Raw genomic sequence first — 23909 nt, 5'->3', positions numbered from 1 at the left:
GATTTAAGGGGCGGCGATGACCGACGATCGCGATTACCTGCTCGGCACCCACGACGCGGAGGTGGCGCGTCTGGGGCTCCAGCACCGGGTCTGGCGGCCCCGCGTGCTGGACGTCTGGAGACGCGCCGGAATCACGGTCGGATCGACGGTGATCGACGCCGGGGCGGGGCCGGGCTGGGCCGCCCTGGACCTCGCGGAGATCGTCGGACCGACGGGGCATGTCCATGCGCTCGAACGATCGGCCCGGTTCATCGAAGTCATGAACCGGACGGCCGCCGTGCGGGGGCTCGGCAACCTGACCGCCCATGAAATCGACCTGGTGACCGACGCCGTGCCCACGCCGCCGGCGGACGCCTTCTGGATCCGCTGGGTTTTGGCCTTCGTCAGCGATCCGTCGGCCGTACTGAACAAACTGGCCGCCGCGCTCCGCCCCGGCGGCGTGGCGGTGATCCACGAGTACCTGGATTACGGCGCCTTCGCCCTGCTGCCCGACCACCCCGCGATCGAGGATTTCAAGCGCGTGGTCGTCGACGACTGGCGCGCGTCGGGCGGGGAACCCGACGTCGGCCGCGCGTTGCCCGCCCTGCTGCCGCAGGCGGGATTGCGCCTCCGGTCGATGCGGCCGATCGTCGACGTCGTGAAGAGGGACGATCTGGTTTGGCAATGGCCCGCGACCTGGACCCGGAATTACCCCCGCTTCCTGGTGGAGGCGGGCAAGGTCGATCAGGCCTGGGCCGACCGCGTCGTCGCGGCCCTGGACGCCGCCGAGTCCGATCCGAACGCCGCCTTCGTGACGCCCATGGTGATCGAGATCATCGCCGAAAAGGCGTGACGGCGTGATCGCGACTCACCGCCACGACGCGTCCAGTTCCAGGTTCTTGGCGATCTGCCGCTCCCAGCGGTCGCCGTTGTCCAGCAGACGGGCCTTGTCGTAGTACAGTTCCTCGCGCGTTTCGGTGGCGAACTCGCTGTTCGGACCCTCGACGATGGCGTCCACCGGGCAGGCCTCCTGGCACAGGCCGCAATAGATGCACTTGACCATGTCGATGTCGTAGCGGGTGGTGCGGCGGCTGCCGTCCTCGCGCGGCTCGGCCTCGATGGTGATGGCCTGGGCTGGGCAGATGGCCTCGCACAGCTTGCAGGCGATGCAGCGCTCTTCCCCGTTCGGATAGCGGCGCAGGGCGTGCTCGCCACGGAAGCGCGGCGACTGAGGGCCGCGCTCGAACGGATAGTTCACCGTCATCTTCGGACGCAGCAGGTGCTTGAACGTCAGGAAGAAGGCGCCGACGACGTCCACTAGCAGGGCGCCGCGCAGGGTCTGGCTCACGCGGGCGATCATCGGACGGGGCCTTTGGACAGGGGGATCAGGGTCATGGTCATCAGTTCCGCGGACAGCCGCGCAGGTCGCCGTTGCGACGATCTTCGTCCGGGCGACGGTTGGAGGCGGCCTGGCAGCGACGCGCCTCCTCCGCCTCCCGGTCCAGCCGCTCGACGCGCTGCTGGGCGGTTTCGTTGGGATTCGGTGTGATCGAGCGCGGCCAGGTACAGGCGGCGCTCGTCAGGGCCAGGGCCAGGATCATCAGCGTCCGCATCACGCCCCCACCGCGAACACGCGCCACGCCGAAACGCCGGCGACCGCGACCAGAGAGGTCGGCAGGAAGATCTTCCAACCCAGCCGCATCAGCTGGTCGTAGCGATAGCGGGGCACGAAGGCCTTCACCATGGCGAACATGAAGAACCAGAAGACGATCTTCACGGCGAAGACCAGCAGGTAGAACAGGTTGGCCAGCCACTGCGGCCAGTCCGGCAGGCCGATCAGGGCCACGTCGAACCCGGGGTTCCAGCCGCCGAAGAACAGCAGGCTGATCATGGCGCACATGAAGACGATGTTGACGTACTCGCCCATCATGAACAGCAGGTACGGCGTCGAACTGTATTCGACCTGATAGCCGGCTACGAGCTCCGACTCCGCCTCGGGCAGGTCGAACGGCGGGCGGTTGGTCTCGGCCAGGGCCGAGATGAAGAAGATGATCGCCATCGGGAACATGATCAGCACGGTGGGCCAGGTCCCCTCCCCGCCGCCGAAGGCGAACCAGTTCCAGATCCAGCCCGACTGCTCCGTGACGATGGTCGTCAGGTTCATGGTCCCGGCCAGCAGGATCACGTTGATGATCACCAAGCCGATGGAGACCTCGTACGACACCATCTGGGCGGCCGATCGCAGCGAGCCCAGGAACGGGTACTTCGAGTTGGACGCCCACCCGCCCATGATGATGCCGTAGACGCCCAGCGAGCTGATGGCGAAGACGTACAGGATGCCGACGTTCAGGTCGGAGATGACCCAGCCCGGCGCGAACGGGATCACCGCCCAGGCGCCGAAGGCCACGATCACGGTCAGCACCGGCGCCAGCAGGAACACCGCCTTGTCAGAGCCCGCCGGAACGACGACCTCCTTCAGCACGAATTTGAAGAAGTCGGCGAACGACTGAAGCAGGCCGAAGGGGCCGACCACGTTCGGCCCTTTGCGCATCTGCACGCCCGCCCAGATCTTGCGGTCGGCCAGCAGCAGGAAGGCGACGGACAGCAGCACGCCGACCGTCACCAGCAGGATCGCGCCCACGGTGCCCAGCGTCCAGCCGAGGGGAGAAGTCCAGAAACCGGTCATGCGCTCACTCCGCCGCCAGGGCCAGGCGGCCGACGACGCGGCGCGCCGACAGGTCGGCCAGGGTCGGGCTGGCCCGGCCGATGGGATTGGCCAGATAGGGATCGCGGACATGGCTGCGGAACGGCACGTCCTCGACGTCGCCGGCGCGCCCCAGCTTGGCCGGGTCGAAGGCGGCCGGAGTCGGCTTCCAGTCGATCTGGCCGAAGGTCGGATGATCGGCGATCAGCTTTTCGCGCAGCTGCGTCAGGCCGTCGTACGGCAGGGTGCGCCCCACGCGCTCCGACAGCGCGCGCAGGATCGCCCAATCCTCCTTGGCGTCGCCCTTCGGGAAGACGGCGCGTTCGGCCATCTGCACCCGGCCCTCGGTGTTGACGTACAGGCCCGACTTCTCGGTGAAGGCCGCGCCCGGCAGGACGACGTCAGCTCCGTGCGCGCCGCGGTCGCCGTGGCTGCCCAGATAGATCTTGAAGGCCTTGCTCGCCGAGGCGTCGATCTCGTCGGCGCCCAGCAGGAACAGCACGTCCAGCGCGCCTTTCCTGACCATGTCCACGGCCGTCATACCCCCGGCCGCCGGCACGAAGCCCATGTCGAGCCCCCCAACGCGCGCAGCGGCGTGGTGCAGGACGTTGAAGCCGTTCCAGCCGTCGCGGATCACGCCGGCCTTGGCCGCCAGCTTGCCGATCAGGTTCAGCACCGCCGCCCCGTTCGGACCGGACACGGCCCCCGTGCCGACCACGATCGCGGGCCGCTCGGCGTTCGACAGGGCCTCGACCGCCGCCTTGGGCACGCGCGTCAGGATGCGCGAGGTGTGGCCGATCAGATCGTAGTCGTAGGTCAGGTCCACGCGCTCGCCGATCAGGCCGATCCGCGTCGTTCCGGCCAGCCAGCCCTTGCGCAGGCGCGCGTTCAGGATCGGCGCCTCGACGCGCGGATCCGTGCCGATCAGCAGCAAGGCGTCCGCCGCCTCGATCCCGGCGACGCCGGAGTTGAACAGCCAGCCCTCGCGCGGCCCGTGGCCCAAGGCCGACCCGTCCTGACGGCAGTCCGTATTGGCCGACCCCAGCGCGCGGAACAGGTCCAGCGCCGCCTTCATCGACTCCGCGTCCTGCAGATCTCCCGCAATCACGCCGATGCGGTCGGCCACAGCGCGCGTGATCGCGTCGGCGGCGGCGTCCAGCGCCTCGTCCCACGTCGCGGCGACCAGCTTGCCGTCCTTGCGCACCCACGGCCGGTCCAGCCGGCGGTGCTTCAGCCCGTCGACGGCATACCGGCTGGCGTCCGACAGCCATTCCTCGTTGATGCCCTCGTGCACGCGCGGCAGGGCGCGCATCACCTCGGCGCCCTTGGCGTCGATGCGGATGGCCGAGCCCAGACCGTCCATGACGTCGACCGTCTCGGTCTTCTTCAGCTCCCACGGGCGATAGTGGTACTGCCACGGCCGGTGCGTCAGGGCGCCGACCGGGCACAGGTCGTTGACGTTGCCCGACAGTTCGCTGTCGACGGCCTTTTCCAGATAGGTCGTGATCTCCGCGTCCTCGCCGCGCGAGATCATGCCGATGTCGGGGACGCCGGCCACCTCGGTGATGAACCTCACGCAGCGGGTGCACTGGATGCACCGCGTCATGAAGGTCTTGATGGTCGGGCCCATGTTCTTTTCTTCGACCGCCCGCTTGTTCTCGGCATAGCGGGAGCCGTCGCGGCCATAGCCCATGGCCTGATCCTGCAGGTCGCACTCGCCGCCCTGGTCGCAGATCGGGCAGTCCAGCGGGTGGTTGATGAGCAGGAACTCCATCACCCCTTCGCGCGCCTTCTTCACCATCGGCGTGTCGGTGAAGATCTCCTGCCCCTCGGCGGCCGGCAGGGCGCACGACGCCTGCGGCTTCGGCGGTCCGGGCTTCACCTCGACCAGACACATGCGACAGTTGCCGGCGATCGACAGCCGCTCGTGATAGCAGAAGCGCGGAATCTCGTGCCCGGCGCGCTCGGCGACCTGCAGCACGGTCATGCCGGGCTCGAACTGTGTCTCGACGCCATTGACTTTGGCTAGGGGCATGGGCGGGGTGATCTCGTGTCGGGTCAGGCAGGGTTCACGGTGTGGTCGTCGGCGTCGCGGGCGGCCAGACCTCGACGATCTCGACTCCCGCTTCAAGTCTTCGCAGCGCGTCCGACCAAGCCGCTTCCATCCAGGTCAGCAGCACGGGATTGGCGACGTTGCCGACCCTCAGCCACAACACCTGAACGGGTCCGACGGCCGGCCGGAAGTTCAGATAGTCCTCGTCCTTGGTCACGATGACCGAAGACGTCTCCAGCCCATGCCGGGCGATGTCCAGGTCCGAACGCCCGAGCATGTCCAGGTCGGCGACGTGATCCGCCTCCTGACCCTGACTCCGCAGCCAGCGCGCCAGCGCGGGCGGCAGCTGTTCGTCGACGACGAACCTCACTCCGCGGCCAGCACGACCGGATGTCCGACCTGGCTCGCCGCATAGGCCAGGGCGGCGGGCACGTCCTCCGCTTCAAGATAGGGATACTCGCCGAGAATCTCCTCGACGGTCATTCCGGCGGCCAGAAGGCCGAGCAGATCGCGCACGGGAAACCGAAGCCCGCGAATGCAGGGCTTGCCTCCCAACTTGCCGGCCTCCGCCGTGATGCGCGGTGCGATCTCCATGATCGTCAGCCTACCACAGACGCAGGCGCGGCGTCGCCGATCGGATAGATCTCCGTGGACGTCGTGCCGTTGGGCAGGGTCGTGGTGATCGCGATCTCCTCAGCGTCGGCGGTGTAGCGCACCAGCGGATCGCCCGCCTCGTTCATCCAGCGGTTCTGCGCCTCGTCCGGCCGATCCTGCGGCTTCCAGATGATCATGTCGCCGTCGACCCGGCACTGGGCCCGTCGCGTGCCGCCGTCGACCGGCGCCCGCCACGTGGCGTCGACGATGCCCTCGCGCACGGCGCCCAGGGTGACGGCCTCCATCGGCTGGCCATGGATCGCGGCCACGCCGGCGCGGCAGACCTGACGCAGGCGCGCCTCGGTCAGGGCCACGGGCGCGGGCGCCGAGCCGTCCTTGGCCGGCGGCGGCGGCGCGGCCGGCGGGGCGTCGGCCTTCTCGCCCTGACCGCAGGCGGTCAGGGTCAGCGCGGCCAGCAGGATGAAGGGGGAAACGCGCATCGTCATTCCGCCGCGATCGCATGGCCGGCGAAATTCGCACGGCGGGTGCGGTAGGAGGCGATGCGGTCCTCGATCTCGTGGCGGAAGTGGCGGATCAGCCCCTGCACCGGCCACGCCGCGGCGTCGCCCAGGGCGCAGATGGTGTGGCCCTCGACCTGGCCTGCGACGTCCAGCAGCAGGTCGATCTCCGACGGGTCGGCCTCGCCGATCGCCATCCGCTCCAGCACGCGCCACATCCAGCCGGTGCCTTCACGGCACGGGGTGCACTGGCCGCAGCTCTCGTGCTTGTAGAAATAGCTGATGCGGGCGATCGCCTTCACCAGATCGGTCGACTGATCCATCACGATCACCGCCGCCGTGCCCAGGCCCGAGCGCATATCGCGCAACGAATCGAAGTCCATCAGGGCGACTTCCGACATCTCGCGCGTGATCAGCGGCACCGACGACCCGCCCGGGATCACCGCCTTCAGATTGTCCCAGCCGCCGCGCACGCCGCCGCAGTGCTCTTCCAGCAGCTGCTTGAGCGGGATCGACATCGCCTCCTCGACGTTGCACGGCCGGTTCACGTGGCCGCTGATCGTCATCAGCTTGGTGCCGGTGTTGTTCGGCCGGCCGAAGCCCGCGAACCAGTCCGCCCCGCGCCGCAGGATCGTCCCCACCACCGCGATCGACTCGACGTTGTTCACCGTGGTCGGGCAGCCGTACAGGCCCGCCCCGGCCGGGAACGGCGGTTTCAGACGCGGCTGGCCCTTCTTGCCCTCCAGGCTCTCCAGCAGCGCCGTCTCCTCGCCGCAGATATAGGCGCCCGCGCCGTGGTGGATGTAGACGTCGAAGTCCCAGCCGTGGACGTTGTTCTTGCCGATCAGCTTGGCCTCATAGGCCTGCTTGACCGCCGCCTCCATGCGCTCGCGCTCGAAGACGTATTCGCCCCGCAGATAGATGTAGCAGGCGTGCGCCTGCATCGCGAAGGAGGCGATCAGGCAGCCTTCGATCAGCAGTTGCGGATCGTGGCGCATGATCTCCCGGTCCTTGGCGGTGCCGGGCTCGGACTCGTCGGCGTTGACCACCAGATAGTGCGGCCGGTCCTTCACCTCCTTGGGCATGAACGACCACTTCAGCCCCGTCGAGAACCCCGCCCCGCCCCGTCCGCGCAGGCCTGAGTTCTTCACGTTGGTGATGATCCAGTCCCGACCCAGGTCGAGCATGTCCTTGGTCGCATTCCACGCGCCGCGCGTCTTCGCACCTTCCAGCGTCCAATCCTGGAGGCCGTACAGGTTGGTGAAGATGCGGTCCTTGTCTTCCAGCAGTCCGGTCATCGGGGAGCCCTTTCGTCCGCCGCCGCCGCCGGACCGCGGGCGAGACAGCTCGCTTCGCCGATCGCGCGCGTCGCGCTCGGGTCGCGTCGGTGTCTGGGGGCCGGGGATCGGTGCATTTCGGTCAGGTGCATTCTTGGACTGCGGAGAGGGCGAAGGCGCCGCCGGCGGTTCCGGGCGGGCCTGCGCGGCGCCCAGCCCCATCGAGGCCACGCCCGCCAGATTGGCCAGGGCGACGCCGGCCGCCCGCGCGCCGCGGGTCAGCCGCTCGGAGACTCCGGAACGTGGCTTTCGCGATTTCATGATCGGGCCCCCACCCGGTCGTCCTCGACCGCGAGAGGGGTTTTGGCGCGCGAAGCTGACGGGCGTGCGACGGTGCGATCATCACGGGCGACCTCCCTCCATCTCCCGCATGCGGCGGCGATGGTGGCGCGTGCGCATGAAGATGGCCGCCAGCATCAGCATCCAGCCGCCGGCCAGGGCGGCGTAGCCCACGAATTGCACGGTCTCGCCCACGCCGCCCGCCTGCGGCGAGGTCCAGACCGCGATGGCCCCCAGCACGACCAGGGCGAAGCCGGCCAGGCGCGGCGTGCGCCCGACAGCGCGCAACTCTGCCCGATAGGCGGCCACGCCCGCGTCTGTGCTGAAGTCCGGCTTGGTCATGCCTTCACCGGTTCGGCGTTCGGCAGCTTCTTGATCGGCTTGGCGGCCGAGCCGTCATACAGCTTCGGATCGATCAGGGTCAGTGCGCCGCCCTCAGGCGCCGAGTTGACGCGGTCGACGCGCGGGCCCGGCTCCGGCGACTTGCCCGCGGCGAAGTCGTCGATGATCCGCTCCATGTCCTTGGCGGTCAGGTCTTCGAAATAGTGATCGTTGATCTGGGCCATCGGCGCGTTGGCGCAGGCGCCCAGACATTCGACCTCCTGCCAGGTGAAGCGGCCGTCGGCGCTCAGCTTGTCCTTGGGGCCGATCTTCTTCTCGCACACCTTCATCAGCTCGCCCGAGCCGCGCAGCATGCACGGCGTGGTGCCGCACACCTGGATCAGGGCGGACTTGCCGACCGGCTCGAGCATGAACATCGTGTAGAAGGTCGCGACCTCCAGCACCCGGATCACGGGCATGCCCAGCAGTTCGGCGATGGCGCGCATGGCGGGCTCGGAAATCCAGCCCTCCTGCTTCTGCACCAGCCACAGGATCGGGATCACAGCCGAGGCTCGGCGCTCCCCCGGATACTTGCTGATCCACCAGTACGCCTTTTCCTTCGTCTCTTCTGAAAAGACGAACGATTCCGGCTGCACCTTGGCGAGACGACGCACACCCATCAGACGTCCATCTCCGTGACCGTCAGACCCTTGCCCATCATCTTCTTCCTCATGGTCACGATCTTCCGCTGGCCGTGTCGGCGCAGCAGGAAGCAGTGGTGCACGTGCTCGCCGTACGGAGCCGTGGCCGAATAATGCTCCAGCTCCCACCCCTGCGAGAGCCATGCGGTCAGAGGGCGCTCGCTCATCGGTTCACGCTCATCTCTACGATGCAGCCGCCCTCGACCCGATAGACGGTCAGGCCGGTGAACGCGCCCGTGTATCCGCCCGTATAGGCTTCGGTCTGGGCGACCAGATCGCCGCCGTTCAGTTGTTGCAGCGGCCTCAGAACATACGGCGGATCGGCCACGAAGATCACGTCGCGATAGTTGTCCATCAGCCGGGCGCCGGTCAGCTCGCCATAGCCGGCGAGAACGCGGGCCTGCGGCGACAGCACCGCCCGCAAGCCCTCCAGATCGCGGGCGTTGTAGGCGGCCATGAAGGCGTCCACCGCCTCGGCCGGCGTGCGCGTCGTCGCGCCCGGCTCACAGACGGCCAGCACGGAAATCAAGGCGGCGGCGATCATCGGCGCCCCCCGAACCAGCGCCCCAGACGCTCCGACCAGATCGCGCGGTCGGCGCGGACCAGGGCGCCCGTGGCGAACGAGAACGGCGGCAGGCGGCGCACGGCCAGCCCCCCGAGGAAGATGGCGCCCATCATCCAGGGAAGGCTGCGCAGATTGGCCTCCAGGAAGCCGCGGCCGTCTTCCAGATAAGCCAGCCGATAGGCGCCGCGCACCAGCGTCACCCCGGCGACGGCCGGCGCCTGCATCAGGCCGGCACCCAGCAGGAAGCCGAACACGCCCAGCCGCTCCCGACGACGCGGCGAAAAGGCGAACTCGACCGCCAGACCGAACGCCAGCAAGCCGGCGAAAGCCCAGACCTGCAGCTGCGTGAAGATGGGGTCCACGACGAAGGCGTTCATTCGGCGGCCTCCGCGTCCGGCAGGATCCACGACCGTGCGATGGTGCAGCCCTCGACCTGATAGATCACCACCGCGCGCGTCACCTCGGCGCCGCCGACGGCGATGACCTCCTCGTCGATGACGAACTGGCCGTTGGCGATCCGCTCGCCCAGCGTCAGCATGAACTGTCGGTTTTCGAACGCCGGGGCATAGCCCGCCCGCATCTCGTCATGGCCGGTCATGATCGGCGTGCCGGGGAAGTTCGAGACGACCGCGTCCGGAGCGTACATGGCGACGAACGCGTTCAGGTCGCCGGCCTGAAAGGCCTGCAACTGGCGCTCCACCACCTCCACCGGATCGCAGTCGAACATCATCAGCGGTCGACCTCGCCGAAGACGATGTCCAGCGACCCCAGGATGGCCGACACGTCGGCCAGCATGTGCCCGCGGTTCATCCAGTCCATGGCCTGCAGGTGCCGAAAGCCGGGGGCCGAGATCTTCACCCGGTACGGCTTGTTGGTGCCGTCGGAGACCAGATAGATGCCGAACTCCCCTTTGGGCGCCTCGACGGCGGCATAGACCTCGCCTTCCGGCGTGCGGAAGCCTTCGGTGTAGAGCTTGAAGTGATGGATCAGGGCTTCCATCGACCGCTTCATCTCGCCACGACGCGGCGGGGCGATCTTGTTGTCCTCGACCATGATGGGCGCGCCGGGGCAGTTGCGCAGGCGATGGATGCACTGCTCCATGATCCGCGCCGACTGCCGCATCTCTTCCATGCGGCACAGATAGCGGTCCCAGCAGTCGCCGTTCTTGCCGACCGGCACGTCGAACTCCAGCTCGGCGTAGCACTCGTAAGGCTGGTTCTTGCGCAGATCCCAGGCGATGTCGGACCCACGCAGCATCACGCCGGTGAAGCCCCAGTCCAGCGCCTGCTCCTTCGACACCACCCCGATGTCGACGTTGCGCTGTTTGAAGATGCGGTTCTCGGTGACCAGGGCGTCGATGTCCTTCATCGCCGCCGGGAATTCCTGGCACCAGCGGGCGATGTCGTCGATCAGCTCGCCCGGCAGATCCTGATGGACCCCGCCCGGACGGAAATAGTTGGCGTGCAGGCGCGCCCCGCAGGCGCGCTCATAGAACACCATCAGCTTCTCGCGCTGCTCGAAGCCCCACAGCGGCGGCGTCAGCGCTCCGACGTCCATCGCCTGGGTCGTCACGTTCAGCATGTGCGACAGGATGCGGCCGATCTCGGAGTACAGCACCCGGATCAACTGGGCGCGGTACGGGACCTCGATCCCCAGCAGACGCTCGATCGCCAGGCAGAAGGCGTGCTCTTGGTTCATCGGCGAGACGTAGTCCAGCCGGTCCAGATAGGGCACGTTCTGCAGGTAGGTGCGGGCCTCCATCAGCTTTTCGGTGCCGCGGTGCAGCAGGCCGATGTGCGGATCGACGCGCGTCACCAGTTCGCCGTCCAGCTCCAGCACCAGGCGCAGCACGCCGTGCGCGGCCGGGTGCTGGGGGCCGAAGTTGATGGTGAACTTGCGGTCGTCCATCTCGCGCGCATGAGACGTCCGGCCGTCGTGCGGCGCGTCGTCGAACACGTCCGTGCCCAGGACGGCGGTCGGCTGGGGCGCCGGGGTGCGGGTTCCGTCGGCCATGGTCAGCCCTTCACCTTCTCGTCGCCGGGCAGGACCGGCGCCGGATACTCCGCGCCCTCCCAGGGGGACAGGAAGTCGAAGTTGCGGAACTCCTGCGCCAGCCGAACCGGCTCATAGACCACGCGGCGCTGTTCCTCGTCCCAGCGCACCTCGACGTGGCCGGTCATGGGGAAGTCCTTGCGCAGCGGATGCCCCTCGAAGCCGTAGTCGGTCAGCAGGCGGCGCATGTCGGGATGGCCCGAGAACAGCATGCCGTACATGTCGAAGGCCTCGCGCTCGAACCAGTTGGCGCTGGGATAGACCTCGATGACGCTGGGCACCGGCTGGACCTCGTCCGTCGCCACCTTGACGCGTACCCGCGCGTTCCGGGTCATCGACAGCAGATGATAGACCACCTCGAACCGCTCTTCGCGGTCCGGATAGTCCGCGCCGCACACGTCCAGCAGCTGCTGGAACCCGAACCGGTCGCGAAGGTCGGTCAGGACCTCCACGATCTTCTCGCGCTCGGCCACCAGCGTCAGCTCGCCGAACGCCACCTGGGCCGTGACGCCCAGCTCGGCCACCATCTCGGCGCCCAGCGGCGTCAGCGCTTCTTCCATCTCGACGATCGCGCTCATCGGTCGATCGTCCCCGTGCGTCGGATCTTCTTCTGCAGCTGCAGCAGCCCATAGACCAGCGCCTCCGCCGTCGGCGGGCACCCCGGCACGTACACGTCCACCGGCACGACCCGGTCGCAGCCCCGCACGACGGAATAACTGTAGTGGTAATATCCGCCGCCGTTGGCGCAGCTGCCCATCGACAGGACGTAGCGCGGGTCCGGCATCTGGTCGTAGACCCGGCGCAGGGCGGGGGCCATCTTGTTGGTCAGGGTGCCGGCCACGATCATCAGGTCGGACTGGCGCGGGCTGGCGCGCGGGGCCATGCCGAAGCGCTCCAGGTCGTAGCGCGGCATCGACGCCTGGATCATCTCCACGGCGCAGCACGCCAGGCCGAAGGTCATCCACATCAGCGAGCCCGTGCGGGCCCAGTTGATCACGTCGTCCAGCGAGGCGGTCAGGAAGCCGCGCTCGCCCAGCTCCATGTTGACCTGTTCGAAGAACTTGTCGTGCAGCGCGGGATCGTAGCCTTCGACCGACGAGCGGGCGGAAAGGCCATAGGGGCTGGAGGGCGCCGGAGGGGTCGCGCCGGGAACGATCACTCCCATTCCAGGGCTCCCTTCTTCCATTCGTAGATGAAGCCGACCGTCAGCACGCCCAGGAAAACCATCATCGACCAGAAGGCGAACACCATTCCGGCCTGCGACAGGTCGAACAGCGACACCGCCCACGGGAACAGGAAGGCGACCTCCAGGTCGAAGATGATGAACAGGATCGAGACCAGATAGAAGCGCACGTCGAACTTCATGCGCGCGTCGTCGAAGGCGTTGAATCCGCACTCATAGGCCGCCAGCTTGTCGCTGTCCGGGTTCTTGGGCGCGACCACCAGGGCCGCCACCGTGAACAGAATGCCGATCACCCCGCCCAGCGCCAGGAAGATGACGGCGGGCAGGTATTCCAGAAGGAACGCGTTCATCGAGAAAACCTCGGTCGCCCGTAAGGGGAAGGCGGGCGGAATCGCGGCTTTCTAGACGCACTCCCCCTCGCGTTCAAACCCCCGCGACACGGGGAATTTCTGCGAGTCGTTCGCACAGGCCGCCGCGCCGCACTTGCGCTTTGCGCCGCGACCGTCTCCCTTGGTTCACCCTCTTCCCAGTTCGGAGTTCTCAATGAAGCTCGGCGCCCGCGTCCTCGACGCCGTGGAAAGGGTCGGCAACAAGCTGCCCGACCCCGTCTTCCTGTTTCTGTGGTTGATCGGGGGACTGGTGGTGCTCAGTCTGGTCGGCGCGGGCCTGGGTTGGAACGCGGTCAATCCGGTGACAGGCGACGAGCTGGCCGCCAAGAGTCTGCTGGCCCCGGAGAATCTGCAGAAGCTCTTCATCGACATGCCCAAGACCCTGACCGATTTCCCGCCGCTGGGGATCGTCGTGGTCATCATCTACGGCGCCTCGGTCGCCGAGCGCTCGGGCCTGTTCATCGCCGCCGTCCGCGGGGCCCTGACCAATGCGCCGCGCTGGCTGCTGACGCCGGCGATCGCCATCACCGGCATGGTCTCGCACCACGCCTCGGACTCGGCCTACGTCGTGGTCATCCCGCTGGCGGCGGTGATCTTCGCGGCGGCGGGGCGGCATCCGCTGGCCGGTCTGGCGGCGGGCTTCGCGGCGGTGTCGGGCGGCTATGCCGGCAATCTGGTCCCCGGCGCGCAGGACGCCCTGTTGCTGGGCATCACCGAGCCGGCGGCGCACCTGATCGACCCGTCCTATTCGGTGAACATCGCGGGCAACTGGTTCTTCATCCTGGGCGTCGTCCTCGTCTTCACGCCGATCATCTGGTTCCTGACCGACCGGGTGATCGAGCCGAGGCTGGGCCTGTGGCGACCGCCGGTCGATCTGGATCGTCTGGACGAGGCCGAAGAGGTCGAGAAGGCGTCGCTGACCGCGTCGGACAAGCGCGGCCTGATGTTCGCGGGCCTGACGGTTCTGGCCATGATCGCCGTCTGGACGGCGATCACCCTGATGCCCAGCTCGCCTTTCGTGGACACGGCGGCCGAGCCGGCCCAGCGGATGAACCCGCTCTACAAGTCTCTGGCGGCCTTCTTCGCGATCACCTTCTTCCTGACCGGCGCGGCCTTCGGCGTGGGCTCGGGCTCGGTGAAGACCCACCGCGATCTGGTGCGGATGATGCGCGAGGGGCTGGTGCAGTTGGCGCCCTATCTGGTGCTGGTGTTCTTCGCCGCGCACTTCGTGGCCATGTTCAACTGGTCGGGTCTGGGGCCGATCCTGGCCATCAACGCCGCCGAGAGTTTGCAGCAGGTCAACCTGCCCGCGCCGCTGCTGCTGATCAGCGTGGTTCTGGTGTCGTGCTTCTTCGATCTTTTCGTCGGCTCGGCCTCGGCCAAGTGGTCGGCGCTGGCGCCAATCGTGGTGCCGATGTTCATGCTGCTGGGCATCAGCCCCGAGATGACCACGGCCGCCTACCGCATGGGCGATTCGGTCACCAACATCGCCACGCCGCTGATGAGCTACTTCCCCCTGATCCTGACCTTCGCACAGCGCTGGGATCCGAGGTTCGGTCTGGGCAGTCTGATGTCGACCATGCTGCCCTATGCCGGGGTCTTCCTGATCGCGGGCCTGACCATGGTGGCGATGTGGGTGGCGCTGGATTTGCCGCTGGGGCCGGGCGTGGGCGTCCACTACGAGCCTCCGCCCCCCACCGTGGCGGCCAAGCCGTCGGCCGAAGGGGGCATCGCGGGCGAGACGACGTCCCCCCAGGCGGCCGCCCGATGATCGGCTAAAAATCGATCGGGGCCGCGCTTGACGGGCGCGCGGCCCCCGCCTAAACGACGCCCCTCGCCGCGGCGCGCACGCGCTTCGGCCGGGATGTGCGGGTGTAGCTCAGTTGGTTAGAGTGCCGGCCTGTCACGCCGGAGGTCGCGGGTTCGAGCCCCGTCACTCGCGCCATTCCTGACCCAGTCGGAATGGCGACCGCCCATCCCAGTCTCATGCCGAAAGACGTTCCGAACGCCCCGGCGTCCCGCCAGGTCTGCCCGGTCAGCAGTCGGCCGGCGCTCCGTAGCGCGTCACGTGGACGGTCGGCGCGGCCTCGTTCAGATCGATCCGGGTCATGCGGTCGTACTCGCACTCCGGCATGTCGGCCGCCTCGACGCCCAAGGCCCGGGCGATCAGCGGCACGGTGTTGCTGTGTCCCACCACGAGGACCAAGGCGTCGCGCGGGCGCGACCGCACTTCAGTCACCACCGCCGCGACGTGGGCGTCCACGCCCTGATCCAGCGCGACGACCTTCATTTCGGAATCGAAGGCGTCGATCGTGGGTCCGGCGGTCAGAAACGTGCGCTGAAAAGGGCTGACGAGCACCAGTTCAGGACCGTGATCGCCGAAGGTCGCGTCCAGTTCCCCCGCCCGCCGCACGCCCGCTTCCGACAGGACCGGATCGCGCGACGCGTCGGCCTTTTCCGCATGCCGGACCAGCACCACGGTCTGGGCCGACGCCGCCCCCGCCGCCAGGGAAAGCCCGACCGCCACGGCCGCCGTGATCGCCAGCTTCTTCATGTGTCCCCTCCCCTGCCCCGCCGGAATTCGTCGCGGCCGCTGACGTCGGCATAGACCTCGCACAGGCCCTCGAACACCCTTCCCCAGGAGAAGACGTCGACCGCCTTGATCCTCGCCGCCGCGCCCAGGGTCTCGACGTCACGCTCGAACAACGCCCGGACCGCCTCGGCGTAGGCGCCGGGCTCCGCAGCGCGCGCCAGTTGGCCCACGGAAGAATCGACCGTCTCCTTCACCCCGCCCGCGTTGATGCCGACCACCGCCCGGCCGCAGGCCATGGCCTCCAGCACGATCAGGCCGAACGGCTCCTTGTCGTTGGCGTGAACGAAGGCGTCGCAGCTGGCGATGATCTTCGCCACGACTTTCGGGTTCGCCTCATAAGGCAAGGAAATCACGCGCTCCTCGGCCGGCAACCCCTGCCCCGCGCCCACCAGAACCAGATAGTAGGGATCGCCCAACTTCTGCACCGCCTCGATCAGGACGTCGACGTTCTTCTCGCGCGCCGGCCGGCCCGCGAAGCACAGCAGGCGCGCCTTGGCGGGCAGGCCCAGCCGCTCCAGCAGCCAGTCTCGATCCCGTCTATCGGGACGGAAGGTCTTCACGTCCACGCCCAGCGGCTGGACGACGATGTCGCCGATGCCCGCCTCCTCCAGCCGTCGCGCGATGTAGCGGCTGGGCGAGACCACGCGGTCGAACTGGCCGAACAGCCGAGCCCAGCGCTTCTCGACCGGCTTCTTGGCCCATTCGCCGAAATGCAGCGCGGCCAGGCCGGCGGGGTCGGAGTGGCAGAAGCCGATCACCGGGCACCCCGTCCGCTGCCCCGCCTCCAGGGCGCCCTGGCCCGGGGTGTAGGGATCGCCCGCCTCGATCACGGCGGGATTGGCCGCCGCCACCCAGGCGCCCCACCGCCGCACCGACTGGGGCCAGCGATAACCGTCGCCGAAGGGCAGCTTGGCCGCGTGCAGCCTGACGATGCCGTCTCCTCCCATTTCATGGTGGGCGCCCGGCACGATGAGGGAGTGCGCCACGTCGGGGCGTTCGGCTTCCAGCCACGCCTTCTTGGACATCAGGTAACGCTTCACGCCGCCGGACTTCGGCGCGAACAGCATGGTGGTGTCGATCAACCGGGGCCGCGCGTCGCCCGCCGTCGCGGCCTTCAGGCCGGTGAGGGTTTCGGAAACCTCCTCATCCAGCCCTGGAATGAGCCGGAGTTCCGCCTCCTGGACCGGCACGCCCCTGAGCGCACGCGGATCGACGTGCCCGGCATCCACGACCTCCACGCCCTGGACTTGTCGGCGACGGGACTTCAGGCGCTTTATCATCAGGCGCGCATAGGGCCCGGCGGCGGCAATCTCAAGCGTCCTGATCCGGGGACGACGACCGATCCGTGGACGGAGGATGACGCGGTGCGCGCCCTCGCGTCTGCAACGCCTCCCGCAACAGCATCTCGACCTGGGCGTTGACCGAGCGCAGTTCGGCGGCGGCCAATCGCTCGACCGCCGCCATCACCTCGGGCGAGGCGCGAAGCAGAAAGGCCTTCTTCGCCTTGCCCGGCATCAGCCGTAAAGCGTGCCGGTGTTGACCACCGGCTGGGCTTCGCGGTCGGCGCACAGCACGACCAGAAGGTTGGACACCATGGCCGCTTTGCGGTCCTCGTCCAGATCGACCACGCCGCGTTCGCCGAGGTCGGTCAAGGCGTTCTCAACCATGCCCACGGCGCCCTTCACGATCAGGCGGCGCGCGGCCAGCACGGCCTCGGCCTGCTGGCGCTTCAGCATCGCCTGGGCGATCTCGGGCGCATAGGCCAGGTGCGCCAGCCGCGCCTCATCCACCACGACGCCCGCGACCGACACCCGCGACGCCAGCTCCTTGCGCAGCCGGTCGGCCACGTCCTCGGCGTCGGCGCGCAAGGTCAGCTCTTGTTCCTCGCCGTGGTCGTAGGCGTAGTGGGACGTCAGGTCCCGAAGGCCGGTGTCCACCTGAATGTTCACGAAGGCCTGATAGTCGTCGACGTCGAACAGGGCCTGGGCCGAATCCTCCACGCGCCAGACCACGTTGGCCGCGATCTCGATCGGATTGCCGCGCTTGTCGTTCACCTTCAACTTGTCGCTGGTCAGGTTGCGGGCCCGCAGACTGATCTTCTTGCGGGTGTACCAGGGCAGCACCCAGCGCAGGCCGGTCGTGCGGTCGGTGCCGCGATAGTCGCCGAACAGCAGGATGGCCGCGGCCTCATTGGGCTGCAGGGCGTAGAAGCCACACATCAGGAACAGGCCGAGCGTGGCCAAGGATATGCCTCCGACCAGATTGGGCCAGGCCTCGGGGCTCTGGGCGACCAGAACCGGGCCCGCCACGACCATCGCCAAGGTCGCCAACAGGATGGGAATGCCCCCGGCCGCCTTGGCCGGCCGCTCGGTGGAACGCTCGCGCGCATCAGTCATGGAAGCCCCCTTGGTTTCAATGTCGAAATGATATCATTTAGATTGCGACGCAGACAAGTCCTTTCGGGGGCGTTCGGCCTTGCATTCGCCTCAAATTCGGGAAACTTGGGACAAACGTCCGAGGGGCCTGCTAAACGCCCTCGAATTCCGTCTCGTGCGCCGTCGAGGGTAGCCCCGCTCATGCGTCTTTTCTATGCGACCGCCGCGGCGCTCGCGCCTCTTCTCCTCGCCGCCGGCGCCCAGGCTCAGGTCGTCATCAACACGGCCCGCACCACGCCCATCCTGACGTCCACCGCCAACAACGGCGGAGCGGCCAACGTCGAGATCACTTCGGGCGGCGCGATCAACCTGACGACGGGAACGGCCGTCACGGTCGATTCGAACAACAATTTCACGCTCGGCTCGGGCGGCGCGGTCACTTTCACCAACGCCGCCGACGGAGCCACGGGAGTTCTGGTCAATGGGGGCGTGACGACCACCGTCACGATCAACGACCGCATCACGATCGGGGACAGCCTCGGTCAGTATCCCAACCCCGACAACGACCTCGATTCCGACGGCCCCTTCGCCACCGGTTCGGGACGCTACGGCGTGCGCGTGGCGGGTCCGGCGACGGCGGACGTCATCGTCAGCCGCACGGGCCTGATCCAGGTCGAGGGCAACGACTCCTTCGGCATTTCGATCGACGCCGGGATGACGGGAACGCTGAGGAACCAGGGCGACGTCCGCGTCATCGGCGACCGCGGCGTCGGCGTGCGGAGCGCGGGAACGCTTAACGGCAACGCCTGGATCGGCGGGTCGATCAACGTTCTGGGAGAGGGCTCCAGCGCCGCGCGTTTCGAGGGCGACGTCACAGGCGCTCTCGTCTTCCAGGGGAACCTTCAGGCGACCGGCTATCGCTACACCTCGCGTCCCGCACAGGACGTGCTGGACGACGTCGACGCCGACGATCGCCTCGAAGGGGGGCCGACGGTCGTGATCGCGGGCAACGTCGCACGCGGCGTCCTGTTCGACGTGCTGCCCACAGAGACCAACTCCTCCAGCACCGACGACGACGGCGACGGCGTCGCGGACGATCAGGAGTCCTCCTCGTCGGTGACGGTCTATGGCGCGGCGCCGGCCATTCTGGTCGGGTCGCAGACCCAGGCGATCACCCTCGGCGCCGTCGGCACGGGGGATCTGAATTTCGGCTTCATCAACCGGGGATCGGTGACGTCGCAAGGCATCCTGGACGGCGTGGACGCCCAGGCCATCCGGTTCGGGGCGGCCGGCGGTCAGGCCGTGAACATCGCAGGCGGCGTTCTGAGCTCAGGGCCCGTGTCCGTCCTCGCCTACGACGGCGACGCGACGGCGTTCCGGTTCGGGGCCGGCGTGACCACGCCGCGCGTCCATCTGGACGGCTTCATGACGGCCGCCAGCGCCAGCGCCGTCGGCGGAGAGGTGACCACCCTGCTGATCGAGGCCGGCGCCTCGGTGCCGGAACTGGTCAACCGCGGCACGATGCTGGCCGTCACCGGCGGCGGCACGGCCAACGTCACGGCCGTGCGGGATCTCAGCGGAACCCTGACCCGCATCACCAACCTCGGCATCGTCGAAGTCAACATCAACCCGAACGAGGACGACGATCCGATCACCGGCGTCGCCGTCGCCTTCGACCTGACCGCCAACACGACGGGTGTGACCTTCATCCAGGACGGATCGTCCGCTTCGGGCGCCACGGGCGACGACGAGGACGGAGACGGCGTTCTGGACGCCGACGAGCCGTCGATCCTGGGCGACGTCCGGTTCGGATCGGGGGCCGACGTGCTCGACGTCCGCAACGGGACGATCACGGGCGACGTCTCGTTCGGCGTCGGGGCCGACGTCCTGCGCGTCGACGGCGGCGCGCGCGTGACGGGCCGCCTCAGCGACGCCGACGGCCTGCTGTCGATCAATGTGCAGGACGGCATCCTCGACGCCCGACAGAACGGTCCCCTGACGGTCTCGGACCTGACGGTCGGGGCGGACGGGCGGCTGATCGTGACCGTGGACGGCCAGACCGGTCAGGCCGGCGGTTACGCCGTGACCGGCAATGCGAATCTTCAGAACGGAGCCCAACTCGGCGTGCGGTTCAGCTCGCTGATCGACCAACCGCGTCGGTTCACAGTCATTGACGCCGGCACGCTGACGCTGGGTCAGGTCGACTTCGGGGCGACGGAAGCCAATTCGCCGTTCATCTACCGCGTCGATGCGGGCGCTGACGTGGCCGCGGGAACGGTGTTCGTCGACGTCAGGCGGCGGACCGCCGACGAGGCGGGACTGATCGCGGCGGAAGCCGGCTTCTATGACGCCTTCTACGGCGCGCTCGGATCAGACGACGCCCTGCTCGAGGCCTTCATCGGCGAGACGGGGCGCGAGGGCTTCATCGACCTTTATGAGCAGCTGTTGCCCGACCACTCCGGCGGCCCGCTCCTGTCTCTCGCCGGAGGGGTGGACGCGGTGACTCGCGCGCTGGTCGGCCGCAACGCCTCCGCCGCGCCGGGCCAAGCCAGCGCCTGGCTGCAGGAGATCACCTTCTACGCCGACAAGGACAAGACCGACACCTACGGCTTCCGCTCCGAAGGCTTCGGCGTCGCCGGCGGAATCGAGATGGGTTCGGACTACGGCAACCTCGGCGTCAGCCTGGCCTTCACCTCCGCCGACCTGGAGGATCCGGAGTCGGCCGCCGAGGAAGTCGTCTCGGCCAGCCTGATCGAACTGGGCGTCTACTGGCGAGCGCAAGGGCAGTACTGGACGACGTGGGCACGGGCCGCGGGCGGCTATGCGACCTTCGACTCGACCCGGCGGCTGGTCGGCTCGGGCCTGAACCTGACGAACACCTCCAGCTGGAACGGCTGGACCGTGGCCCTGGCCGGAGGCGCCTCCTACGAGCGGACCTATGGCCGTTTCACGATCCGGCCGGAGATCTATGCGGAGTATTTTTCGCTCAACGAGGACTCCCACCTGGAAACCGGCGCGGGCAGCGCCTTCGACCTGGAGATCGACGAGCGCGAGGGGCACATGTTCTCGGCCGTCGCGGCGATGAACGTCGGCATGAGCCTGGGCGAACGCAGCTGGCTGAAGCCTGAGCTCCGCCTGGGCTGGCGCCAGAACATCTCCGTGGATCCCGGCGTGACCATGGGCCGGTTCGCCGGCGGGGGCACCGACTTCGCCATCACGCCCGACGGCATCGAGGGCGGGGGGCCGATCATCGGCTTGCGACTGAACGTCGGCAACGAGCTGGGCATGCTGTCGATCAGCGCGGACGCCGAGATGATCGAGGACTACGTCCGCTACATGCTGCTGCTGCGGGCCAGCTTCCGGTTCTGAGGCGGGCGGCTAGCTCAGCTGGTCAGAGCACCTCGTTTACACCGAGGGGGTCGGGGGTTCGAACCCCTCGCCGCCCACCAGAAACCAAGGCCCGCCGGAGCGATCCGGCGGGCCTTTTTCTTCCGACCTCAGTGGCTGATCGTCACCGCCGCGCCGTCGGCCGGCGGACCGGCCGGGGGCAGAGGCTCGGCGGCCTCGTCCCACTCCACCGGCGTCAGCGTGCCGGTCAGAGCCCATTTCAGCGCCTCGTCCGCCGTCGAGATCGGCACGATCTCCAGCGCCGACTTCACGTTGTCGGGCACGTCGGCCAGGTCCTTCTCGTTCTCCTGCGGGATCAGCACCGTCTTGATGCCGGACCGCAGGGCGGCCAGCAGCTTCTCCTTCAGCCCGCCGATGGCGGTGACGCGGCCGCGCAGGGTGATCTCGCCGGTCATGGCGATGTCCTTGCGGATCGGCACGCCGGTCAGGACCGAGACCATGGCGACCGTCATGGCGACGCCGGCGGAGGGGCCGTCCTTGGGCGTGGCGCCGTCCGGCACGTGGACGTGGATGTCGGTCTTCTCGAACACCGGCGGCTTGACGCCGAAGGCCAGCGAGCGGGCCCGGACGTAGGAGGCGGCGGCGGAGATCGATTCCTTCATCACCTCCTTCAGGTTGCCGGTCACGGTCATGCGGCCGCGGCCCGGCATCCGGATCGCCTCGATGGTCAGGATGTCGCCGCCGAACTCGGTCCAGGCGAGGCCGGTGACGATGCCGACCTGGTCGTTTTCGTCGGTCTCGCCGTAGCGGAACTTCTTCACGCCCGCGTACTCGGCCAGCTTGGCCTCATCGACGGTGATCGCGGCGGCTCCCGTCTTGGCCATCTCGCGCACCGCCTTTCGGGCCACGCCGCCCAGCGCCCGCTCCAGCGAGCGCACGCCGGCCTCGCGGGTGTAGTAGCGGATCAGGTCGCGGATCATGGCGTCCGGAACGATCAGTTCGTCCGTCTTCAGCCCGTGGTCGGTCAGCAGCCTGGGCAGGACGTGACGCCGGGCGATCTCGACCTTCTCGTCCTCGGTGTAGCCCGACACCCGGATGATCTCCATCCGATCCATCAGCGGCTGGGGCATGTTCAGGCTGTTGGCCGTGGTGACGAACATGATGTTCGACAGGTCGTAGTCGACCTCCAGATAGTGGTCGCCGAAGGTCGAGTTCTGGGCCGGGTCCAGCACTTCCAGAAGAGCCGAGGACGGGTCGCCGCGCCAGTCGGCGCCCAGCTTGTCGATCTCGTCCAGCAGGATGAAGGCGTTGGTGGTCTTGGCCTTCTTCATCGACTGGATGATCTTGCCGGGCATGGAGCCGATGTAGGTCCGGCGGTGGCCGCGGATCTCGGCCTCGTCGCGCACGCCGCCCAGCGACATGCGGACGTATTCACGCCCCGTCGCCTTGGCGATGGACTTGGCGAGCGAGGTCTTGCCGACGCCCGGAGGGCCGACGAGGCACAGGATCGGGCCTTTCAGCGAGCCCGTGCGCGCCTGGACGGCCAGATACTCGATGATCCGTTCCTTGACCTTCTCGAGGCCATAGTGGTCCTCCTCGAGGATGTCCTCGGCCTTCTTGAGATCGATCGGCTTCTGCTTGGCCTTGCCCCACGGGATCGACAGCAGCCAGTCGAGATAGTTCCGCACCACGGTGCTCTCGGCCGACATCGGCGACATGTTGCGCAGCTTCTTGACCTCGGCGTCGGCCTTGGCGCGCGCCTCCTTGGACAGCCTGGTCTTCCGGATGCGCTTTTCGAGTTCCATGATCTCGTCGCGCTGGTCGTCGGTCTCGCCCAGCTCGCGCTGGATCGCCTTCATCTGCTCGTTCAGATAGTATTCCCGCTGGGTCTTCTCCATCTGGCGCTTGACGCGCGAGCGGATCTTCTTCTCGACCTGCAGGACCGAGATCTCGCCCTCCATCAGGCCGTAGACCTGCTCCAGACGGCCGGCGACGTCGAAGGTCTCCAGCAGCTTCTGCTTGTCGGCGATCTTGACCGAAAGGTGAGCGGCCACGCTGTCGGCCAGCTTGGACGGATCGGTGATCTGGGGAATGGAGCTGAGCGCTTCGGGCGGGATCTTCTTGTTCAGCTTCACATAGTGTTCGAAATGCTCGATCACGGCGCGCGACAGGGCCTCGGCGCGGGCCGGATCGTCGATCTCGTCGTCGATGGCGACGGCCTCGGCCTCGAAATACTCCGACTGGCCGGTGAAGCGGGTCAGGCGGGCGCGGCGCTTGCCCTCGACCAGCACCTTCACGGTGCCGTCCGGCAGCTTCAGCAGCTGCAGCACGGTGGCCAGGACGCCGATGGGATAGATGGCGTCGGCGGCGGGATCGTCGTCGACGCTGTTCTTCTGGGTGGCCAGCAGGATCTGCTTTTCGCCCTTCATGATCTCGTCCAGCGCGCGCACGGATTTCTCGCGGCCGACGAACAGCGGCACGACCATGTGCGGGAACACGACGATGTCCCGCAGCGGCAGGACGGGGAGGACTTTGGACTCGGACATTGATGCGACTTCCTGGAGCCCGGGTTGATCCCGAACCCGTCGCGCCGGCGTGGGGGGCGAGAGCCCGACCGTTTCGACTCGACCCGCCTTGTGGCGGCCTTCGGGAAAGTATGTGGTCCGGAACGGGACAGGTTCAAGCTTGGCCGGTCGGAGGCCTGGGGATTGGGGGGGATGGGGTGTGGGTGTCGATAGGAGCGCGGACGTGGACGTCCGCGACTTGCGCGGCCGTCGGTTTCGCGGACCTGGAGGTCCGCGCTCCTTTGAACGTGCGCACGCGTCTTCGCTCCGTCGTTCACACGCGGAGTTGGGGCGGGCGGGCGGAGCGCCGGGCGCGGAGCCCGGATGAGGATTGAGTTTACCGTTTCGGCTTCG

General features: G+C 68.0%; 26 protein-coding genes and 2 tRNA genes. 5 read left to right on the top strand and 23 right to left on the bottom strand.

The window, feature by feature from the left end; all coding sequences use genetic code 11:
• Positions 1 to 16 precede the first annotated feature (16 nt).
• Positions 17 to 832, top strand: coding sequence for a methyltransferase domain-containing protein (locus tag VGN45_RS05655; protein ID WP_327460231.1), 816 nt, complete (start codon positions 17 to 19; stop codon positions 830 to 832).
• Between the two features lie 15 nt (positions 833 to 847).
• Here the strand turns inward: VGN45_RS05655 and nuoI are convergent, their stop codons facing one another.
• From nuoI to VGN45_RS05565, 18 genes are all read right to left on the bottom strand, one after another.
• On the bottom strand, positions 848 to 1339 hold the full coding sequence (gene nuoI, locus VGN45_RS05650; protein WP_327460229.1) for an NADH-quinone oxidoreductase subunit NuoI: 492 nt from the start codon (positions 1337 to 1339) through the stop codon (positions 848 to 850).
• A 40-nt stretch (positions 1340 to 1379) separates the two neighbouring features.
• Positions 1380 to 1580 (bottom strand): hypothetical protein, encoded by a 201-nt coding sequence (locus tag VGN45_RS05645; protein ID WP_327460227.1) that lies wholly within the window; start codon positions 1578 to 1580, stop codon positions 1380 to 1382.
• Between the two features lie 11 nt (positions 1581 to 1591).
• Positions 1592 to 2665, bottom strand: a complete 1074-nt coding sequence (gene nuoH, locus VGN45_RS05640) for an NADH-quinone oxidoreductase subunit NuoH (protein WP_327460225.1) — start codon at positions 2663 to 2665, stop codon at positions 1592 to 1594.
• 4 nt (positions 2666 to 2669) lie between these two features.
• Positions 2670 to 4718, bottom strand: coding sequence for an NADH-quinone oxidoreductase subunit NuoG (gene nuoG / locus VGN45_RS05635; protein WP_327460223.1), 2049 nt, complete (start codon positions 4716 to 4718; stop codon positions 2670 to 2672).
• Between the two features lie 34 nt (positions 4719 to 4752).
• Positions 4753 to 5106, bottom strand: a complete 354-nt coding sequence (locus VGN45_RS05630) for a DUF5615 family PIN-like protein (RefSeq protein WP_327460222.1) — start codon at positions 5104 to 5106, stop codon at positions 4753 to 4755.
• The gene (locus VGN45_RS05625) at positions 5103 to 5330 is read right to left on the bottom strand and encodes a DUF433 domain-containing protein (protein ID WP_327460221.1); all 228 of its coding nucleotides are present in this window, start codon (positions 5328 to 5330) and stop codon (positions 5103 to 5105) included. Before VGN45_RS05625 ends, VGN45_RS05630 begins: the two co-directional genes overlap by 4 nt.
• A gap of 5 nt (positions 5331 to 5335) precedes the next feature.
• Complete coding sequence (locus tag VGN45_RS05620) at positions 5336 to 5830, bottom strand: hypothetical protein (RefSeq protein ID WP_327460220.1); 495 nt, start codon at positions 5828 to 5830, stop codon at positions 5336 to 5338.
• A gap of 2 nt (positions 5831 to 5832) precedes the next feature.
• Positions 5833 to 7146 (bottom strand): NADH-quinone oxidoreductase subunit NuoF, encoded by a 1314-nt coding sequence (gene nuoF, locus VGN45_RS05615; RefSeq protein ID WP_327461213.1) that lies wholly within the window; start codon positions 7144 to 7146, stop codon positions 5833 to 5835.
• A 381-nt stretch (positions 7147 to 7527) separates the two neighbouring features.
• Positions 7528 to 7806 (bottom strand): hypothetical protein, encoded by a 279-nt coding sequence (locus VGN45_RS05610; RefSeq protein ID WP_327460219.1) that lies wholly within the window; start codon positions 7804 to 7806, stop codon positions 7528 to 7530.
• A complete protein-coding gene (gene nuoE, locus VGN45_RS05605; protein ID WP_327460218.1) occupies positions 7803 to 8465 on the bottom strand; it encodes an NADH-quinone oxidoreductase subunit NuoE in 663 nt (220 codons plus the stop codon). Before nuoE ends, VGN45_RS05610 begins: the two co-directional genes overlap by 4 nt.
• Complete coding sequence (locus VGN45_RS05600) at positions 8465 to 8653, bottom strand: hypothetical protein (RefSeq protein ID WP_327460217.1); 189 nt, start codon at positions 8651 to 8653, stop codon at positions 8465 to 8467. The genes nuoE and VGN45_RS05600 overlap by 1 nt, the downstream gene beginning before the upstream one ends.
• The gene (locus VGN45_RS05595) at positions 8650 to 9030 is read right to left on the bottom strand and encodes a nuclear transport factor 2 family protein (protein WP_327460216.1); all 381 of its coding nucleotides are present in this window, start codon (positions 9028 to 9030) and stop codon (positions 8650 to 8652) included. The genes VGN45_RS05600 and VGN45_RS05595 overlap by 4 nt, the downstream gene beginning before the upstream one ends.
• On the bottom strand, positions 9027 to 9428 hold the full coding sequence (locus tag VGN45_RS05590) for a hypothetical protein (protein ID WP_327460215.1): 402 nt from the start codon (positions 9426 to 9428) through the stop codon (positions 9027 to 9029). Before VGN45_RS05590 ends, VGN45_RS05595 begins: the two co-directional genes overlap by 4 nt.
• Entirely contained in the window at positions 9425 to 9781 is a 357-nt protein-coding gene (locus VGN45_RS05585) for a nuclear transport factor 2 family protein (protein WP_327460213.1), read from the bottom strand. The genes VGN45_RS05590 and VGN45_RS05585 overlap by 4 nt, the downstream gene beginning before the upstream one ends.
• The gene (locus tag VGN45_RS05580) at positions 9781 to 10959 is read right to left on the bottom strand and encodes an NADH-quinone oxidoreductase subunit D (RefSeq protein WP_327461211.1); all 1179 of its coding nucleotides are present in this window, start codon (positions 10957 to 10959) and stop codon (positions 9781 to 9783) included. The genes VGN45_RS05585 and VGN45_RS05580 overlap by 1 nt, the downstream gene beginning before the upstream one ends.
• Before the next feature lie 107 nt (positions 10960 to 11066).
• Positions 11067 to 11663 (bottom strand): NADH-quinone oxidoreductase subunit C, encoded by a 597-nt coding sequence (locus VGN45_RS05575; RefSeq protein ID WP_327461209.1) that lies wholly within the window; start codon positions 11661 to 11663, stop codon positions 11067 to 11069.
• A 14-nt stretch (positions 11664 to 11677) separates the two neighbouring features.
• Complete coding sequence (locus VGN45_RS05570) at positions 11678 to 12289, bottom strand: NADH-quinone oxidoreductase subunit B family protein (protein ID WP_327460211.1); 612 nt, start codon at positions 12287 to 12289, stop codon at positions 11678 to 11680.
• Positions 12259 to 12636 carry an NADH-quinone oxidoreductase subunit A gene (locus VGN45_RS05565; RefSeq protein ID WP_327460209.1) on the bottom strand — a complete coding sequence of 126 codons (378 nt, stop codon included), beginning with the start codon at positions 12634 to 12636 and terminating at the stop codon, positions 12259 to 12261. Before VGN45_RS05565 ends, VGN45_RS05570 begins: the two co-directional genes overlap by 31 nt.
• Before the next feature lie 193 nt (positions 12637 to 12829).
• On the opposite strand from VGN45_RS05565, the gene VGN45_RS05560 reads away from it, so the two are divergent.
• The gene (locus VGN45_RS05560; RefSeq protein WP_327460207.1) at positions 12830 to 14446 is read left to right on the top strand and encodes an AbgT family transporter; all 1617 of its coding nucleotides are present in this window, start codon (positions 12830 to 12832) and stop codon (positions 14444 to 14446) included.
• A 97-nt stretch (positions 14447 to 14543) separates the two neighbouring features.
• Positions 14544 to 14620, top strand: a tRNA-Asp gene (locus tag VGN45_RS05555).
• Between the two features lie 90 nt (positions 14621 to 14710).
• On the opposite strand, the gene VGN45_RS05550 is transcribed toward VGN45_RS05555, so the two are convergent.
• The 4 genes from VGN45_RS05550 to VGN45_RS05535 are packed head-to-tail and all read right to left on the bottom strand — an operon-like array spanning position 14711 to position 17664.
• Positions 14711 to 15229 (bottom strand): phosphoglycerate mutase family protein, encoded by a 519-nt coding sequence (locus tag VGN45_RS05550; protein WP_327460205.1) that lies wholly within the window; start codon positions 15227 to 15229, stop codon positions 14711 to 14713.
• A complete protein-coding gene (locus VGN45_RS05545) occupies positions 15226 to 16548 on the bottom strand; it encodes a glycosyltransferase (protein WP_327460203.1) in 1323 nt (440 codons plus the stop codon). Before VGN45_RS05545 ends, VGN45_RS05550 begins: the two co-directional genes overlap by 4 nt.
• Positions 16549 to 16579: 31 nt before the next feature.
• The gene (locus VGN45_RS05540; RefSeq protein ID WP_327460201.1) at positions 16580 to 16783 is read right to left on the bottom strand and encodes a hypothetical protein; all 204 of its coding nucleotides are present in this window, start codon (positions 16781 to 16783) and stop codon (positions 16580 to 16582) included.
• The gene (locus VGN45_RS05535) at positions 16783 to 17664 is read right to left on the bottom strand and encodes an SPFH domain-containing protein (protein WP_327460199.1); all 882 of its coding nucleotides are present in this window, start codon (positions 17662 to 17664) and stop codon (positions 16783 to 16785) included. Before VGN45_RS05535 ends, VGN45_RS05540 begins: the two co-directional genes overlap by 1 nt.
• A 180-nt stretch (positions 17665 to 17844) precedes the next feature.
• Here VGN45_RS05535 and VGN45_RS05530 point away from each other — a divergent pair, with 180 nt between their 5' ends.
• Together VGN45_RS05530 and VGN45_RS05525 are read left to right on the top strand one after the other, a co-directional pair.
• Positions 17845 to 21012, top strand: a complete 3168-nt coding sequence (locus VGN45_RS05530; RefSeq protein ID WP_327460197.1) for an autotransporter outer membrane beta-barrel domain-containing protein — start codon at positions 17845 to 17847, stop codon at positions 21010 to 21012.
• Positions 21013 to 21015: 3 nt separating this feature from the next.
• A tRNA-Val gene (locus VGN45_RS05525) sits at positions 21016 to 21092 on the top strand.
• Between the two features lie 48 nt (positions 21093 to 21140).
• Here the strand turns inward: VGN45_RS05525 and lon are convergent.
• Entirely contained in the window at positions 21141 to 23537 is a 2397-nt protein-coding gene (gene lon / locus VGN45_RS05520; protein ID WP_327460195.1) for an endopeptidase La, read from the bottom strand.
• Between the last annotated feature and the right edge of the window lie 372 nt (positions 23538 to 23909).

The sequence above is a fragment of the Brevundimonas sp. genome, assembly GCF_035999125.1.
Lineage (GTDB): Bacteria > Pseudomonadota > Alphaproteobacteria > Caulobacterales > Caulobacteraceae > Brevundimonas.
Note: the sequence above shows the minus strand (reverse complement) of the source record. Positions and strands in the feature narration are given on the sequence as shown.

Bases quoted from the DNA above. Each gene is read 5' to 3' on its own strand.
- VGN45_RS05655 (WP_327460231.1), top strand. From the start codon at position 17: ATGACCGACGATCGCGATTACCTGCTCGGCACCCACGACGCGGAGGTG.
- nuoI (WP_327460229.1), bottom strand. From the start codon at position 1,339: ATGATCGCCCGCGTGAGCCAGACCCTGCGCGGCGCCCTGCTAGTGGAC.
- VGN45_RS05645 (WP_327460227.1), bottom strand. From the start codon at position 1,580: ATGATCCTGGCCCTGGCCCTGACGAGCGCCGCCTGTACCTGGCCGCGC.
- nuoH (WP_327460225.1), bottom strand. From the start codon at position 2,665: ATGACCGGTTTCTGGACTTCTCCCCTCGGCTGGACGCTGGGCACCGTG.
- nuoG (WP_327460223.1), bottom strand. From the start codon at position 4,718: ATGCCCCTAGCCAAAGTCAATGGCGTCGAGACACAGTTCGAGCCCGGC.
- VGN45_RS05625 (WP_327460221.1), bottom strand. From the start codon at position 5,330: ATGGAGATCGCACCGCGCATCACGGCGGAGGCCGGCAAGTTGGGAGGC.
- VGN45_RS05620 (WP_327460220.1), bottom strand. From the start codon at position 5,830: ATGCGCGTTTCCCCCTTCATCCTGCTGGCCGCGCTGACCCTGACCGCC.
- nuoF (WP_327461213.1), bottom strand. From the start codon at position 7,146: ATGACCGGACTGCTGGAAGACAAGGACCGCATCTTCACCAACCTGTAC.
- VGN45_RS05610 (WP_327460219.1), bottom strand. From the start codon at position 7,806: ATGACCAAGCCGGACTTCAGCACAGACGCGGGCGTGGCCGCCTATCGG.
- nuoE (WP_327460218.1), bottom strand. From the start codon at position 8,465: ATGGGTGTGCGTCGTCTCGCCAAGGTGCAGCCGGAATCGTTCGTCTTT.
- VGN45_RS05600 (WP_327460217.1), bottom strand. From the start codon at position 8,653: ATGAGCGAGCGCCCTCTGACCGCATGGCTCTCGCAGGGGTGGGAGCTG.
- VGN45_RS05595 (WP_327460216.1), bottom strand. From the start codon at position 9,030: ATGATCGCCGCCGCCTTGATTTCCGTGCTGGCCGTCTGTGAGCCGGGC.
- VGN45_RS05590 (WP_327460215.1), bottom strand. From the start codon at position 9,428: ATGAACGCCTTCGTCGTGGACCCCATCTTCACGCAGCTGCAGGTCTGG.
- VGN45_RS05585 (WP_327460213.1), bottom strand. From the start codon at position 9,781: ATGATGTTCGACTGCGATCCGGTGGAGGTGGTGGAGCGCCAGTTGCAG.
- VGN45_RS05580 (WP_327461211.1), bottom strand. From the start codon at position 10,959: ATGGACGACCGCAAGTTCACCATCAACTTCGGCCCCCAGCACCCGGCC.
- VGN45_RS05575 (WP_327461209.1), bottom strand. From the start codon at position 11,663: ATGGAAGAAGCGCTGACGCCGCTGGGCGCCGAGATGGTGGCCGAGCTG.
- VGN45_RS05570 (WP_327460211.1), bottom strand. From the start codon at position 12,289: ATGGAAGAAGGGAGCCCTGGAATGGGAGTGATCGTTCCCGGCGCGACC.
- VGN45_RS05565 (WP_327460209.1), bottom strand. From the start codon at position 12,636: ATGAACGCGTTCCTTCTGGAATACCTGCCCGCCGTCATCTTCCTGGCG.
- VGN45_RS05560 (WP_327460207.1), top strand. From the start codon at position 12,830: ATGAAGCTCGGCGCCCGCGTCCTCGACGCCGTGGAAAGGGTCGGCAAC.
- VGN45_RS05550 (WP_327460205.1), bottom strand. From the start codon at position 15,229: ATGAAGAAGCTGGCGATCACGGCGGCCGTGGCGGTCGGGCTTTCCCTG.
- VGN45_RS05545 (WP_327460203.1), bottom strand. From the start codon at position 16,548: ATGATAAAGCGCCTGAAGTCCCGTCGCCGACAAGTCCAGGGCGTGGAG.
- VGN45_RS05540 (WP_327460201.1), bottom strand. From the start codon at position 16,783: ATGCCGGGCAAGGCGAAGAAGGCCTTTCTGCTTCGCGCCTCGCCCGAG.
- VGN45_RS05535 (WP_327460199.1), bottom strand. From the start codon at position 17,664: ATGACTGATGCGCGCGAGCGTTCCACCGAGCGGCCGGCCAAGGCGGCC.
- VGN45_RS05530 (WP_327460197.1), top strand. From the start codon at position 17,845: ATGCGTCTTTTCTATGCGACCGCCGCGGCGCTCGCGCCTCTTCTCCTC.
- lon (WP_327460195.1), bottom strand. From the start codon at position 23,537: ATGTCCGAGTCCAAAGTCCTCCCCGTCCTGCCGCTGCGGGACATCGTC.